This window comes from Janthinobacterium breve, from assembly GCF_051380895.1.
In the GTDB taxonomy this organism is placed as follows: domain Bacteria; phylum Pseudomonadota; class Gammaproteobacteria; order Burkholderiales; family Burkholderiaceae_D; genus Janthinobacterium.
The window spans coordinates 241360-254723 of record NZ_JBNYXY010000006.1 but is presented as its reverse complement, the minus strand read 5'-3'; the positions used below and the strand labels follow the sequence as shown (position 1 = coordinate 254723).

Genomic DNA, 13364 nt, shown 5'->3' with positions numbered 1-13364 from the left:
CACAGACATCTTCGATTACCAGGAGTTCAGCATGGCATACACCGCGTTAAGAATCCATCCGGCCATCGGCATCGCCCGTGTCGGCAACAGCGAAGAATACTATCTCGGGCCGGAAAGCATGGCGGGCATGGCGTTGCAGGGCAAGACCTGCACGGGAGGCTTGCCGATCCGGCCGGGCACGGAAGACACCACGATCCTCAGCACCGAACTGCGCGACGGCAGCGGGAAACTCAAGCGGCAGGCGGCCCGTTTCCGCATTTTTCAATATGCCTTCGATGACGCGGCGGGCGCTGAAACGTACCCGCTCGGCAAGCAGGGCACGCCCGTCGAAGTGGCCATCGGCAGTATGGTCGACGGCAAGCGCGTCAAGGACATCGTGTGGAGCGTGCACCTGGCCAACAAGAAAGCGAATAGCTGGCTGGGTGGCGACGGCGTCGCGCCCTTCGAGCATGGCCGCGAGCCGGACCTGCGCAACAAGAACTTCATCGGCGATGAGCTGCAGCGCCGCACACTGCTGGTCATCGACGCGGGGCCGCGCACGCTACTGGCATCGCGCCAGGCGGTGCTGCAGTTTGACGCCGCCACCGAGCCGTCCTGCGTGGACGCCGACAGCGGCGCCGTATGCGCCTTGCCCGCCTATCCCGTGTCGTTTCCCCGCAGCGGGCCGACTGGCGCGGATGGCCATGGACCTGGCGCCATCACGGGCGGCATCATAGCCTCGCTGGGCGCCATCACGACGGAAAAAAATGGCCGCCTGCTGGTGCTGGGCGGCTATGGCAAGGCGTGCGGCTTTGACGCGCAAGGCAATTATTCGGCCAGTGCCAGCCTGGGCGACAATGTCAACAACGATCACTGGTTCGATGACGTGGCCGATGGTCCCGTCACGGCCAGCCTGGTCTTCGCCGACGGCAGCAGCCGTGCCGTCGAGGGCAGCGCCTGGGTGATCTCCAGCGACCCGTCGTATGCGCCGCAAACGGCCAGCGTGGTGTCGCTGTGGGACGACCTGTATTGCACCTGGCTGGAAAAGATGGCGCTGCGTCCCGCCATTTATGCCGAGGGCAGCTATCAGGCCGGCTACCGCTGCGATTTCAGCACCGATGTGCAGCCGATCCTGCGCGCCGCCTCGCTGCAGAAGTGGACCACCAGCCTGCCGCCGCGCGCGATCAAGGAGCATGACCGGCTGGGCAAGATGGCGGCCGACGGCTTGCGGGGCTACCGCATCATGAACTTCATCCGCGATCCGGACCAGCCGGAGCTGGCGACGGCGACTCCGCAAATGCCCTTGTCGTTGGGCGACGCGGGCAGCGGCCTGCTGACGCTGACGCGGGCGCAGTACTTTTTCATAAAGCAGTGGGCGCACGAGCACTATGCGCCTGCCGGCAGCGATGCCGTGCTGGGTGCCGGCGAGGCGCTGGACCGCACGGTCCTGTTCAACTGCCTGGGCGGCCGTTACAGTCCCGGCATCGAAATGGGTTTTATCGTGCGCGACCCCGGGCTGTATCAGCAGGCATGGCAGCGCCACGACAGCGGCGGACCGTTCCGCATCAACGGGGAGCGCCTCGATTACCGCAAGGCCGTCAAGGATGCACCTTTTCTGACGGGCGGCTACACGCCGCTGCGTGGCGAGGCGGTGCAGCCTGGCGACCTGTCCAAGTTCATGGCCCTGCCGTGGCATACGGATTACAACTCGTGCGCCACCCATTTGCCGGAAACGCCGCCCGGTCGCCAGTTGCTAAATAATCAGGACGCGATCGACGCGGCCACGGCGACCCCTGGCAATGGCATCAATACGCTGCTGTACTCATCCTGGCCGGCGCAGCGGCCCGTGGCCGTCTACACCTACGATGACGTGGTGGCCAGCGGCACGGACTTGCCGACGCCGCGCTTTTCCGTGCGGGGCAAGGGCACGCGGGCCGATGACGTGCCATCGACCACGCCCGCCGACGCGGAAATCGACCGGCCGGCCATGCATGTGGGGCGCTATCAGGACCGCGCGCAGTTCCTGCTGAACTGGCAGCGCATCGGGGTGGTGGTGCAAAGCACGGCCATCCCGCAGGCGCAGGGGAACAAGAACATCTGCCACGACTACTACCTGGAAGTCGAGAGCCTGTTCGACAGCGATGAAAGCAATCTGGTCGAGTATTGGCGCAACACGGCCATCGACAAGGTGTACCGGCCGAAGCCGCAGCCGAAACCGAAACTCTGATGCCGGTGGCCGCAGACAGTCCCGGCGCGGCAGCGCCATCGCCATTGCGGCAGCGCTACCGGGTCGCCATCATCGGCGGCGGTCCGGCGGGCTGCGCCTGCGCGTTGGAGCTGGCCCGGCATGGCGTGCACGACGTGCTCGTCATCGAGGCGGGCGACTACACGTCGTTTCGCATCGGCGAGAGCATTCCGCCCGAAGCCAACCGCCTGTTCCAGGCGCTGGGCATTGCGCAGGATTTTTTCGCCGAGACGCACGCGCCTTGCCATGGCAGCTGTTCCTGGTGGGGCAGCGACAAGCGCGGTTACAACGACGCGCTGATGCATCCGCTGGGCCATGGCTGGCATCTGGAGCGTTCCCGCTTCAACCGCTTCCTGGCGCGGCAGGCGCGCTTGCGCGGGACGGAAGTGCTGGTGCGCGCCAGCCTGGCCGCGTCGGCCCCGGCGCAAGGCGGCGGCTTTGCATTGGAATTGATGCTGGGCGATTCTGTGCATCCTCGCCCGGCCCGCATCCATGCCGACCTGGTGGTCGACGCCAGCGGCACGCGTGCCGTCTTCGCGCGCCAGCGCGGCAGCCGCAAGGTCGAAACACTGCCGCTGGTATGCCTGGCCATGCGCTTTGCCGCACCAGATGGCGTCCGATCCGGCCTCACGCACCTGGAGGCGGTCGAACATGGCTGGTGGTATGGCGCCCATCTGCCCGACGCCACCTTGCTGCTGGCGTTTTACAGCGACGCGGCCACTGTCAAGGCGCGGCGCTTGCAGCAGGCCGGGCACTGGCTGGAACGGCTGGCAGCCGCGCCCAATACGGCCGCGCTGGCCCGCGGCGCGGTGCCGCTGGCAGGTGGCGTGCAGAGTTTCCCCGCGCCGTCCTACTGCCTCGATCAACTGCATGGCGATGGCTGGCTGGCGATCGGCGACGCCGCCTCGGCCTTCGATCCCGTCACCTCGCAAGGCATCGTCAAGGCGCTGGCCAATGGCATCGCGGCCGCTGGCGCCATCGCCGGCCACGCCACCCTGGGCGCGGTGGCGCATACGGTGGCGCTGCGCCATGCGCAGTACCTGGCGCAGCGCCGGCAATACTATGGATGGGAGCAGCGCTGGCCCGCTGCGCCGTTCTGGCGCCAGTTGCACGCGGACGCGCAGGTGCCGGCCTGATACAGCCGTCCCCACAGCGTGCCGCTGGTGCAGGAAGTGGCGGGCGCGTGCACGATGCCAGCGTCAATGCCGCCGCGTTTCCCGTTCCAGCGTATCCATGCCTGCGCCGAAGCACGCCAGCAAGCGTTCGACCAGCCCATCTTTGGCAAGGTTGTTGAAGTCGATGACGGGCGCCAGCCGTGGCAGCAAACTTCCCCAGACGAGCAAAATGCCGAGGTAGACGATCCGGTTGACCTGCTCGACGCCGTCGCCGGGCCGGGCGAGATGGCATATGACAGCCGTGGTTGCCTGCGCGAGGCCAAAAAATCATGTTCGTTCAGCGTCTGCATCCTTGTCCCTTGCTCACTATGGCTGCCGCCATGCAACTTCGCTGCTGTTGCGCTCTTCTTGCCATAATTTTTGCGCATAATCGACCAGCACCTTGGGATACGCCAGATGCTTGACCAGGCTGATTCGATTGAATCATGTACAGAAAAAAATGTACAAGATCGCTAATATGCGCAGGCATGATGGCATGCCGCAGCTGTTTTCGGCCGCCATCGACTTTCCACTCGAACAGGAGCAAGTATGAGTACGATGAAATACCCGATGCAATGCGCGGCCGCCGCGGTACTGTGTGCCAGCATGGCGCCCGCCATGGCGGGGTCCACCGCTGCAGCACCGCCGTTCCTTGATGTGCTCGTCTATCAGTACGCCAATTGCGTCCAGCCTGCCTATCACCAGGCCGACCTGCTGGTGCAGGATGGGGTGGGGCGCTACCAGATCGACGTCAAGGGCGAGGCGTACACGGTCGAACTGCAGGAACGCATGGGCTTTTCGCTGCAGGCGGGGATCGGCGGTCCCGTGGCGGCCGTCGTCAAGCTGGACCGGCCGCCAAACGGGCAATTCGAGGAGCAGGCGCGCTGGCGCGAACGTTGGCTGCGCGATGTGGCCGAGCGCAGTGGCGTGGCGCTGGACGAGCGGACGCTTGCGGGTGGCACGCGCCTGCTGACCGTCAACAAGGGCGAAATCAAGGGGAACTTTGTGGGGCAGTCCCTGCTGATCGATCCGGCACGGTTGTTGTTTATCGATATGGCCTGGCCGAACACCCTGGACATCTATCGCGGTGCCGAGGGCTTGCGGCAGGTGCGGCAAGTGCAGGACGACGTCTGGAAGCGCATGCTGTCTTGCCCGCCCGCCGCGTGATGCGACGGCGCTCGCATACCCCCCGCGCGCACGCGCACACACAAATAATAATGATTCTCATTTATAATGCGGAGCTATGAGGTAGCGATGGGCTGGCGCCACGGGTGGTGAAGGAGGGCATGATGGGCACTGTGTATGGCAACGAGGACATGATCGCGCGCGAGCATCGCGTGCTGATAGGCGAGTATGGGCGGGCGCAGGCCCGATGCAGTGCGCAGCTTGCCGCGCAGGCGGCCCGCATCGCGCAACTGGAGTCGGAATTGATGCGCGCGCGGGCGCAGGTCGTGATTCGCGATACGCAGCTGGCGCTGGCGCGCGACGCACTGGCTGAACTGGCGGCGGCCGCGCCGGGTTTGCCAACGCGGGCGCGGCTGGCGCGCAAGGTCGAATGGCTCAGCGAGCGGGTGCAGGATTTGATGCGCGAATTGCTGCGCCTGCAATGGGTGCCCGCGCCATCGGCCGTACCCCGCGCCGCGCTGCAAGCTGACTTGCTCGCTGGCGTGCGCGAAAAAGCGGTGCTGTATGTGGGCAACTATTTACACCAGGAATCGGGCCAGGACGCGGACGGCGCCCACGCGGCGCAGCAAGCCATCGAGCAGGCTGGTGGACGCTTCCTGCACCACGCGGGCGGCGATGCTGGCGCCGACGATGCGGCGGCGCTGGAAGCGGGTCTGGTGGCGGCCGACCTGGTGATTTGCCAGACGGGCTGCGTCAGCCACGATGCCTATTGGCGCGTGCATGACCATTGCAAGCGCACGGGCAAGCAGTGCGTGCTGGTAGACCAGCCGCAAGCCATGCATTTCGTGCGCAAGGAGGCGCTGGCCGCTTCTTAACGTCCGCTTAATCCCCATGGGGCAGAATGGCCGTCCATTCAACGCCGCTGAAAGCGCCCATGCTGTCCCTGCAAATCGGCCTCCTGGCCCTGCCTACGGGCCTGGTCCTGCTGTTCGTTTCCCTGTGCGTCGCCTATGGCGTGGCGTGGTGGCTGCGGCGGTACCGCCAGCTTCCGGACGCCGGCCCCCTCGTGTCCGACCTGCTGATCGCAGGCCTGCTGGCTGCGCGCATGGCTTTCGTGCTGCGCTGGCACGAACGATACCTGGCGGCTCCCTGGTCCATTTTGAATATCCGCGACGGCGGCTTCATGGCGCCAGCCGGCATCGCTGCCGCCCTGGCCATGGCCGCGTGGCGTTGCCGGCGTCCCGCCATGGCGGCCATGCGCCGGCCCCTGGCCATCAGCGTGGCGTCCGGCGCGCTGGCCTGGGGCGTGTTGAGCGCAGGGATGGGACTGGCGTATGACAAGCCGGCGGCCTTGCCAGCCGTAGCCTTGCAGGCGCTCGACGGCGCGCCAACGACCCTGGCGGCGCTGGCCGGCGGCAAACCGATGGTGGTCAACCTGTGGGCCAGTTGGTGCCCGCCATGCCGGCGCGAGATGCCCGTGCTGGCGGCGGCGCAGCAGGCGCGTGCCGATATCGTCTTCGTGTATGCGAACCAGCGCGAGGATGCGACGGCCGCCAGCGCTTTCCTGGACAGGAGCGGCGTGACCCTGCGTAATGTGGTGCTCGACAGCGAGGCGGCGCTGGGCAAGGCGGCCGGTTCCTCGGCCCTGCCCACCACCCTGTTTTATGACGCCCAGGGGCGCCTGGTCGATACGCACCTGGGCGAATTGTCCGATGCTTCGCTGGCCAGCAAGCTGCAAATGATTGCGCCCGTTCCCTGACGCGCGCACGCCTGGTTGACCTAGCCGCCATCGTTTGCGATGCGCGGCTTTTTTACGCCTTGCCGCCGCCCGCTTCTCTCTGATAGTATACCCCCCTATAGTATTTATTAAGGTGGACTCATGGGACACACGGCGCATAACAAGACCAAGCTGCTCAATCGCGTGAAGCGCATCCGCGGGCAGGTGGAAGGCCTGGAGCGGGGTCTGGAAGAGGGCCGCGACTGCGGCGAAGTGCTGCAACTGATCGCCGCCGTGCGCGGCGCCGTGAATGGCCTGATGGCCGAAGTGATCGAAGAGCATTTGCGCGAGCATGTGGCCAGTCCCGACCTGGCCAGCGATGAGCGTACCAGGGGCGCGGACGACATCGCCGCCATCCTGCGCACCTACCTCAAATAATCCATCGGAGAGACCAGCATGAAACTGCAACATATCGAGGAAGACCTGTCCGCCTGGCAGCACGAACACGTCTTTGGCGGGGCCAGCGACAAGGCGGAGCGCCGCGCGCGCATCGTCATGTGGATCACCCTGGCTACCATGGTGCTGGAAATCGTCGCCGGCTGGTGGTATAACTCCATGGCCCTGCTGGCCGATGGCTGGCATATGAGTTCGCACGCGCTGGCCATCGGCCTGGCCGCGTTTGCGTATGCAGCGGCGCGCCGCTATGCGCGTGACCCCCGTTTTGCCTTCGGCACGTGGAAGATCGAAGTGCTGGCCGGCTACACCAGCGCCATCTTGCTGCTGGGCGTGGCGGTGCTGATGGTGGCCGCTTCCGTCGAGCGCCTGTTCTCGCCGCAGCCCATCCACTATCCGCAGGCCATGGCGGTGGCGGCCTTCGGCTTGGCTGTCAACCTCGTGTGCGCGCTGATCCTCGGCGGGCACCACGACCACGAGCATCACCATGGTCACGATCACCATGGCCATGATCACCATGATCATGGTCATGGCGAAGACCTGAACATGAAGGCGGCGTACATCCATGTGCTGGCCGACGCCGCCACATCCGTGCTGGCCATCGTTGCGCTGGGCGGCGCCTGGCTGTACGGCTGGCGCTGGCTCGATCCCGTGATGGGCATCGTCGGTGCCGTGCTGGTGGCGCTGTGGGCGAAAAAGCTGATGCAGGAGACGGGCAAGGTCTTGCTGGACCGCGAGATGGACCACCCCGTGGTGGATGAAATCCGCGAGGCCGTGGAAGTGGAAAGCGCCGGCGACACGCCGCGCATCGTCGACCTGCACGTGTGGAGAGTTGGCAAGCAGCTGTATTCATGCGCCTTGTCCGTCGTCAGCCGCGACCCCTCGCTGACAGCGGCCGAGCTGCGCGCGCGCATCGGCATACACGAGGAAATTGTCCACAGCACCATCGAGATTAATCATCGTCCTTGACAAGGATGGCGAAAAAAGCCCGCTGATGCGCGGCGTAGGCAGTATACTGTCGGCTTTTACAGCACGCGCTGTTCACCAGACAGAGAAAAAAATGAGCACATTACCACCTTGCCCGCAATGCAAATCCGAATTCACGTACGAAGACGGCAGCCAGTTGGTCTGCCCTGAATGCGCGCATGAGTGGTCGGCCACGGCTGGCGAAGCAGCGGAGGAGGGCGCCAAGGTGTACCGCGATTCGGCCGGCAATATCCTGCAGGATGGCGACACAGTCAGCGTCATCAAGGACTTGAAATTGAAGGGCGGCGGCGGTGTCGTCAAGATGGGTACCAAGGTCAAGAACATCCGCCTGGTCGACAGCGACCACGATATCGACTGCAAGATCGACGGCTTCGGCTCCATGAGCCTGAAAACCGAGTTCGTGAAAAAAGTCTAAGCCTTTTATTGCCATCCGCGGCGCGCCTCGCATTTTTGCCGGCGCGCCGTTCTTTATTCAGACGCCATGCAAATCGACCATCTCCGCCAGCGCCTGCGCGCCCTGGGCGCCAAGCCCCTGCACGAACAACGCGTGCTGCGCGACTGGATACAGGGGCAGCCGCACGACCAGGGCCGGCGCCGCGCCGAAGACTTTTTGCCGCTGCCCGTGCGCGAGGCCCTGCCTGCGCTGGACTTTGAGTTGCAGGGCATGCTGAAATTGCTCAGTAGCCATCCGGGCGCCGACGGTTCCGCGCGCCTGCTGGTGGGGCTGCACGACGGTCAGACGGTGGAAAGCGTGCTGCTGCCGCGCGACGGCCTGTGCGTGTCCAGCCAGGTGGGCTGCGCCGTGGGCTGCCAGTTCTGCATGACGGGCCGCGATGGCTTGATACGGCAAGTGACCAGCGGCGAGATCGTGGCGCAGGTGGTGCTGGCGCGTACTCTGCGCCCCGTGAAAAAAGTCGTCTTCATGGGCATGGGCGAACCGGCGCACAATCTGAACAATGTGATGGAAGCGATCGAACTGCTGGGCACCGAGGGCAATATCGGCCACAAGAACCTGGTGTTTTCCACGGTGGGCGACCCGCGCGCCTTCGAGCGCCTGCCGCAAGGGCGCGTCAAACCGGCGCTGGCGCTGTCCCTGCACACCACCAAGGCGGACTTGCGCGAACAGCTGCTGCCGCGCGCGCCAAAGCTGTCGCCGCGCGAACTGGTGGACTTCGGCGAATCGTATGCGCGCCTCACCAACTACCCGGTGCAGTATCAATGGACCTTGATGGAAGGCGTCAACGATGGCGACGACGAGATGGATGGCATCGTGGCGCTCCTGAAGGGCAAGTACGCCATGCTCAACATGATCCCGTATAACACCATCGACGACTTGCCGTTCCGGCGCCCCAGCTGGGAAAAGGCGCGCGCCATTGCCGCCGCCCTGCACGAGCGGGGCGTGCTGACCAAATTGCGCGATTCGGCCGGGCAGGATGTGGAGGGCGGCTGCGGGCAGTTGCGCGCGCGTGAGGCCAAGGGCAAGAAAGTGATCGAGATACACGCAGCGTAAAACCGGGGTCAGACCCCCGGATACGTTGGCACTGAGCTTGACGCTCACAGTGTTGAAGGTCTGACCCCAGCCTTTGCCTTGGGGTTAAACGCCACCCAGCAAATCGTTTTCATTCAAGATCGCAAACGCGATCTCGGGATGCGCGGCCAGGCAGCGCCGCACGGCGGCCGGAATGGCGGCACGCGTCTTGCGGCACAGGCCAGGCTGCTCTTGCAGGCGGATCTGGAAGCCGCGCACGGTGCGCACTTCGCCGCTGCCCGGCGCGATCTGCAATTCCACGCCCAGGTTTTTCTTCAGCAGCAGCTGCAGCTTTTGTAGCTGCGCATGCGTGGCGATGCCCTCGATGTGCGCCAGCAGGCGCTTTTCTTCCGTCAGGTTCAGGCGCAGGATGGCAACGTCCGCTTGCGGATCGTGCAGCAGCCGCTCGCGCTCGCAGTCGCACAGCTGCGGCGGGCACTCCTTGCGGACTTCAAAATCAACGATGCGCATGCTGGTGCTCCAGTGACGTTCCAATGGCGATCCCGGATAAATCAAGTATCGTCCGCCACCTGGCGCGTGTCAATCAGCGCGGGCTGACGATCAGGCGCCAGCGGATGGCACCTTGCTCGCTGCTGTGCTGATGGTGGTTTTGCGGCGGCATGACGTGGCCTTCCGTCGACACGATCTCGTGCGCGCAGCCGTCGCAGCGGTAGATGCCCGAATACGGCACGGCTTCGCCGGGCGAGGTCAGTTCATCAAAGCGCGGGTGCATGGAGCGGGCCACGTAGCTGGGGTTTTTGTAGTCGGCCATGGATTCCTCTGGATGTGGGCAATGCAGCCATTCTGGCACACTATCGTGCGTGGCCTTGACCGCGTGTCTTGGCGTGCGTGCCGCCCTGTGTTGTAATGTTGATCATCCCGATTGAGTACGCAAGGCCATGAGAACCCGCATCAAGATCTGCTGCATCGCTTCCATAGACGAAGCGCAACTGGCGATTGCCGCCGGCGCCGACGCGCTGGGCCTGGTGGCTGCCATGCCGTCCGGCCCCGGCCCGATTCCCGACGCGCGCATTGCGCAGATTGCCGCCTGGACGCCGCCCCCAGTGGCCACGTTCCTGCTGACGTCCGAGACGACGGCGCAAGCCATCGCCGAACACGTGCGCGCCACGCAGCCATCCACCGTGCAGATCGTCGGCCATATCGAACCGGGCGAAGTGGCGCAGCTGGCGCGCTTGCTGCCCCATGTGCGGCGCGTGCAGGTGATCCACGTGGAAGGGCCCGAGGCTTTGGCGCTGATTCCCGCCTACGCGCCCCATGTGCATGCCTTTTTGCTCGACTCCGGCCGCCCTGGCGCGTTGGTCCCGGAACTGGGCGGCACGGGCCGCACGCACGACTGGTCCGTCAGCGCGCGCTTCGTGCGCGCCAGCCCTCGTCCCGTCTTCCTGGCCGGCGGCCTGGATGCACACAACGTGATGGAGGCGCTGCGCCAGGTGCGCCCCTACGGCATCGACCTGTGCTCGCGCGTGCGCACCGATGGCAAGCTCGATGTCATGAAGCTGGCCCTGCTGATGGCGGCCGTGCGCGACGTGGATGCGGCGCTGTATGCGGAAGGCTGAACATCGGTGACCATGGAATGGCGGTACAGACGCCGGTGCTGCCTTAGGTGTATTGCCAATACGTAATGGTGATAGACTCCTGCGGCAATATTTCCCCCTTTCATAGCTATGGAGCCACTTCGTATGCATTTGCTCTTTCCCTGCGATCCTTTCAATAAGTCCTCCGTTGACGACAACTATGTCGAGGAGTGGCAAGCCGCTACCGACATGGGCATGGCCTGCTCGCTGTTTTCGTTCGAGGATTTCGAGGAGGGCGTGTTCCGGCCCCGGCCGGCACTGGCTGCGGGCGAGTCTATCGTCTATCGTGGTTGGATGTTGCGGCCAGAACGGTATGCGGCGCTGTTCGATGCGTGCGCCGCACAGGGAGCGCGCTTGGACACGGACACGGCTCAGTACCGCCGCTGCCATCATCTGCCCGAGTGGTATGCCGCCTGCGTCGATGATACGCCAGAGACCGTCTTCGCCGCGCGCGATGCGGATTTTGTCGCCGCCGTTGCTGGCAAGGACTGGCCGGCCTTTTTCGTCAAGGACCATGTCAAGTCGCTGACCAGCACGCGAGGCTCCATCGCCGCCACGGCATGCGAGATCGCATTGGTGGTCGATTTGATCGAACAGTATCGCGGCGCGGTCGAGGGGGGAGTGTGCATTCGGCGCTACGAAACGCTGCTCCCGGACACGGAGGAGCGCTATTTTTCTTGGCACAGCCGGGCCTATGGACGCCATGGTAGCGTTCCCGCCATGGTGGCTTCGATTGCAGCGCGCATCGACAGTCCATTTTTCTCCATAGACATTGTCAGTTCTGACAAAGGGCAGTTGCGGCTGATCGAACTAGGGGATGGCCAGGTATCGGATCGCAAGCAATGGACGGCGCCACAATTCATGGCGATGCTGGCGCAGGTTTAATCAGCCGTCTGCAAGTCGGCCATCTCGCGCACGAACGCTTCCGTAAAGGCGGCCACCATGTCGCTGGCCGCGCGGGGCGAGATCAGGCCCACGACGGAATGCGACTCCTCGTCCGGCAGCATGATAAAACGCACGCCGGGCGGCGCCACCAGGCGCATGCTGTCGGGGACGATGGCGATGCCCATGTTGGCCTCGATCAGGTTCAGCTGCGAGGTTTTGCGCGACAGGGCGCGCGCCGCCTTGGGAAAGAAGCCCTGCGCCAGGCACAGGCCCGCCACCAGGTAGCTGAGGCCACCGCGGTCCTTGTGCGGGATCGAGACGAACGCCTCGTCGCGCAGGGCGGCAATCGTCGTGCGCTGCAGCGCGGCCAGCGGCGAGACCGATGACACGGCCACCACCAGTTTTTCCGCAAACAGTTCGCGCACGACGATATTGGCGTGCTTGCGCAAGGTGGGCAGGCGCACGAGGCCCAGGTCGGCGCGGCCTTCCTCGATATCGGCTGCCTGGTTTTCCGACGAGCCTTTCGATACGTCCAGCGAAACGCCGGGAAACTGCGCCAGCAGCCGGTTCAGCACGGCGCCGATGGCGGGCGTGAGGGTCACGGAGCTCGAATGCAGCAGACGGATGATGCCTTGCGCCCCTTGCCCTACATGGCGCGTCTGGCGCACGGTTTCCTCGATATCTTCGAGGATGCGCCTGGCGCGTTCATAAAATATCTGTCCGGCCGGCGTCAGTTCGATATGGCGCGCGTCGCGCGTCAGCAGCAAGGCTTGTACTTCGGTTTCCAGCTCCTTGATCTGCCGGCTCAGGGCTGATTGCGCGATGTACAGCTTTTCCGCTGCGCGCGAGTAGCTGCCTGCATCGACGACTTCGACAAAGTAGCGGAACTGTCTGATGGAAATCAATCGTATGCCTTTTCGAGATCGGTGACTGCCTGATTTGATATTAGCCTTGCCCCGGCGTTCAGGCTACAGTGGCCTGGTCTGCTGTCACTGCAAAGGAAAGACCATGCTGGAATTGATCGGGGTGCTGGGCCTGCTCGTCAGTATTATCGTAAAACTGATTTTCGTCCAGATCGGTCGAGCTGATGACGGTAAAGAGGATTAATAGGGAATCAACCCAACGGCGTAAAGCTGGAGTCAGACCCGTCGGGTCTGACCCCGGATTGTCGCTAACATAGCCACGAAATTTTGCGGCGTCTCCACAGCTTGCAAATGACAATTCAGTGCTGCCCTATCCCACTCCATCAATTGTAAACCCGTGCACTTGAGCGCCGCCTCGCGCGCCGTCCATGCCTGTGCCAGCGCTGCGGGGCGCAGGGCGGCAGGGCAGGCGGCCAGCTCCTGCGCCACCTGCGGCCCCAGGTAATCGCGTGCCAGATTCGCCCAGTCGGGAATCTCTTGCACGCGCATCACGTCGATGCCGACAGCGCCATGCAGGCTAATGGCGGCCAGCGACAGTCCTTCGTCGTGGCTGAACGACAAACCCGCCGCGCGGCCGGCCAGCAGCAGGCGGGGAGGCTGGCCCGGCATTGATTCCAGCGTGATGGCGTCGATAGCGAGGTTCAGCCACTGCGCCGCCGCTGCCCGCATGGCGGCGCGGATGCGCTGGCGGGCCTCGGTGCGCGGCAGGACGGCGGCGACGCCGATCACCAGCACGCCGTCGCCCGAGCAGAGCACCGTAGAATCCATCAGCT

General features: G+C 64.6%; 16 protein-coding genes. 12 read left to right on the top strand and 4 right to left on the bottom strand.

The features are described from left to right. Window positions 1–31 precede the first annotated feature (31 nt). The 10 genes from ACQ4W0_RS13660 to ACQ4W0_RS13615 all read left to right on the top strand — a co-directional run bounded on the left by ACQ4W0_RS13660 (window position 32) and on the right by ACQ4W0_RS13615 (window position 9170). Window positions 32–2206 carry a LodA/GoxA family CTQ-dependent oxidase gene (locus ACQ4W0_RS13660; RefSeq protein WP_436577210.1) on the top strand — a complete coding sequence of 725 codons (2175 nt, stop codon included), beginning with the start codon at window positions 32–34 and terminating at the stop codon, window positions 2204–2206. After that, window positions 2206–3360 (top strand): FAD-dependent oxidoreductase, encoded by a 1155-nt coding sequence (locus ACQ4W0_RS13655; protein WP_436577209.1) that lies wholly within the window; start codon window positions 2206–2208, stop codon window positions 3358–3360. Before ACQ4W0_RS13660 ends, ACQ4W0_RS13655 begins: the two co-directional genes overlap by 1 nt. Before the next feature lie 66 nt (window positions 3361–3426). After that, window positions 3427–3756 carry a hypothetical protein gene (locus ACQ4W0_RS13650; RefSeq protein WP_436577208.1) on the top strand — a complete coding sequence of 110 codons (330 nt, stop codon included), beginning with the start codon at window positions 3427–3429 and terminating at the stop codon, window positions 3754–3756. A gap of 171 nt (window positions 3757–3927) precedes the next feature. Then, window positions 3928–4545, top strand: coding sequence for a hypothetical protein (locus ACQ4W0_RS13645; RefSeq protein ID WP_436577207.1), 618 nt, complete (start codon window positions 3928–3930; stop codon window positions 4543–4545). Between the two features lie 119 nt (window positions 4546–4664). After that, on the top strand, window positions 4665–5378 hold the full coding sequence (locus tag ACQ4W0_RS13640) for a DUF2325 domain-containing protein (RefSeq protein ID WP_436577206.1): 714 nt from the start codon (window positions 4665–4667) through the stop codon (window positions 5376–5378). 59 nt (window positions 5379–5437) lie between these two features. Next, entirely contained in the window at window positions 5438–6262 is an 825-nt protein-coding gene (locus ACQ4W0_RS13635) for a TlpA family protein disulfide reductase (protein WP_436577205.1), read from the top strand. A gap of 120 nt (window positions 6263–6382) precedes the next feature. Continuing rightward, window positions 6383–6658: a metal/formaldehyde-sensitive transcriptional repressor gene (locus ACQ4W0_RS13630; protein ID WP_196856798.1), complete on the top strand. Its 276-nt coding sequence runs from the start codon at window positions 6383–6385 to the stop codon at window positions 6656–6658. Between the two features lie 18 nt (window positions 6659–6676). Further along, the gene (gene dmeF / locus ACQ4W0_RS13625; RefSeq protein ID WP_436577204.1) at window positions 6677–7642 is read left to right on the top strand and encodes a CDF family Co(II)/Ni(II) efflux transporter DmeF; all 966 of its coding nucleotides are present in this window, start codon (window positions 6677–6679) and stop codon (window positions 7640–7642) included. 91 nt (window positions 7643–7733) lie between these two features. Further along, entirely contained in the window at window positions 7734–8075 is a 342-nt protein-coding gene (locus ACQ4W0_RS13620; RefSeq protein WP_436577203.1) for a zinc ribbon domain-containing protein YjdM, read from the top strand. A 66-nt stretch (window positions 8076–8141) separates the two neighbouring features. Then, window positions 8142–9170, top strand: a complete 1029-nt coding sequence (locus ACQ4W0_RS13615; RefSeq protein WP_436577202.1) for an RNA methyltransferase — start codon at window positions 8142–8144, stop codon at window positions 9168–9170. Between the two features lie 84 nt (window positions 9171–9254). Here ACQ4W0_RS13615 and ACQ4W0_RS13610 read toward each other — a convergent pair whose 3' ends face one another. Beyond that, window positions 9255–9659 (bottom strand): hypothetical protein, encoded by a 405-nt coding sequence (locus tag ACQ4W0_RS13610; protein ID WP_436577201.1) that lies wholly within the window; start codon window positions 9657–9659, stop codon window positions 9255–9257. 73 nt (window positions 9660–9732) lie between these two features. Continuing rightward, entirely contained in the window at window positions 9733–9960 is a 228-nt protein-coding gene (locus ACQ4W0_RS13605) for a hypothetical protein (RefSeq protein ID WP_070218305.1), read from the bottom strand. 127 nt (window positions 9961–10087) lie between these two features. Between ACQ4W0_RS13605 and ACQ4W0_RS13600 the strand changes: the two genes are divergently transcribed. Beyond that, window positions 10088–10765 (top strand): phosphoribosylanthranilate isomerase, encoded by a 678-nt coding sequence (locus ACQ4W0_RS13600; protein ID WP_436577200.1) that lies wholly within the window; start codon window positions 10088–10090, stop codon window positions 10763–10765. A 123-nt stretch (window positions 10766–10888) separates the two neighbouring features. Continuing rightward, on the top strand, window positions 10889–11668 hold the full coding sequence (locus tag ACQ4W0_RS13595; protein WP_436577199.1) for an ATP-grasp domain-containing protein: 780 nt from the start codon (window positions 10889–10891) through the stop codon (window positions 11666–11668). Here ACQ4W0_RS13595 and ACQ4W0_RS13590 read toward each other — a convergent pair. Together ACQ4W0_RS13590 and ACQ4W0_RS13585 are read right to left on the bottom strand one after the other, a co-directional pair. Then, the gene (locus ACQ4W0_RS13590) at window positions 11665–12573 is read right to left on the bottom strand and encodes a LysR family transcriptional regulator (RefSeq protein WP_436577198.1); all 909 of its coding nucleotides are present in this window, start codon (window positions 12571–12573) and stop codon (window positions 11665–11667) included. The two genes, ACQ4W0_RS13595 and ACQ4W0_RS13590, sit on opposite strands and share 4 nt — an antisense overlap. Before the next feature lie 234 nt (window positions 12574–12807). Then, entirely contained in the window at window positions 12808–13359 is a 552-nt protein-coding gene (locus ACQ4W0_RS13585) for a 4'-phosphopantetheinyl transferase family protein (protein WP_436577197.1), read from the bottom strand. Window positions 13360–13364 lie beyond the last annotated feature (5 nt).

What these genes read in the sequence shown, in the direction of transcription:
- ACQ4W0_RS13660 (WP_436577210.1), top strand. Translation starts at nt 32, where the DNA reads ATGGCATACACCGCGTTAAGAATCCATCCGGCCATCGGCATCGCCCGT.
- ACQ4W0_RS13655 (WP_436577209.1), top strand. Translation starts at nt 2,206, where the DNA reads ATGCCGGTGGCCGCAGACAGTCCCGGCGCGGCAGCGCCATCGCCATTG.
- ACQ4W0_RS13650 (WP_436577208.1), top strand. Translation starts at nt 3,427, where the DNA reads ATGCCGCCGCGTTTCCCGTTCCAGCGTATCCATGCCTGCGCCGAAGCA.
- ACQ4W0_RS13645 (WP_436577207.1), top strand. Translation starts at nt 3,928, where the DNA reads ATGAGTACGATGAAATACCCGATGCAATGCGCGGCCGCCGCGGTACTG.
- ACQ4W0_RS13640 (WP_436577206.1), top strand. Translation starts at nt 4,665, where the DNA reads ATGATGGGCACTGTGTATGGCAACGAGGACATGATCGCGCGCGAGCAT.
- ACQ4W0_RS13635 (WP_436577205.1), top strand. Translation starts at nt 5,438, where the DNA reads ATGCTGTCCCTGCAAATCGGCCTCCTGGCCCTGCCTACGGGCCTGGTC.
- ACQ4W0_RS13630 (WP_196856798.1), top strand. Translation starts at nt 6,383, where the DNA reads ATGGGACACACGGCGCATAACAAGACCAAGCTGCTCAATCGCGTGAAG.
- dmeF (WP_436577204.1), top strand. Translation starts at nt 6,677, where the DNA reads ATGAAACTGCAACATATCGAGGAAGACCTGTCCGCCTGGCAGCACGAA.
- ACQ4W0_RS13620 (WP_436577203.1), top strand. Translation starts at nt 7,734, where the DNA reads ATGAGCACATTACCACCTTGCCCGCAATGCAAATCCGAATTCACGTAC.
- ACQ4W0_RS13615 (WP_436577202.1), top strand. Translation starts at nt 8,142, where the DNA reads ATGCAAATCGACCATCTCCGCCAGCGCCTGCGCGCCCTGGGCGCCAAG.
- ACQ4W0_RS13610 (WP_436577201.1), bottom strand. Translation starts at nt 9,659, where the DNA reads ATGCGCATCGTTGATTTTGAAGTCCGCAAGGAGTGCCCGCCGCAGCTG.
- ACQ4W0_RS13605 (WP_070218305.1), bottom strand. Translation starts at nt 9,960, where the DNA reads ATGGCCGACTACAAAAACCCCAGCTACGTGGCCCGCTCCATGCACCCG.
- ACQ4W0_RS13600 (WP_436577200.1), top strand. Translation starts at nt 10,088, where the DNA reads ATGAGAACCCGCATCAAGATCTGCTGCATCGCTTCCATAGACGAAGCG.
- ACQ4W0_RS13595 (WP_436577199.1), top strand. Translation starts at nt 10,889, where the DNA reads ATGCATTTGCTCTTTCCCTGCGATCCTTTCAATAAGTCCTCCGTTGAC.
- ACQ4W0_RS13585 (WP_436577197.1), bottom strand. Translation starts at nt 13,359, where the DNA reads ATGGATTCTACGGTGCTCTGCTCGGGCGACGGCGTGCTGGTGATCGGC.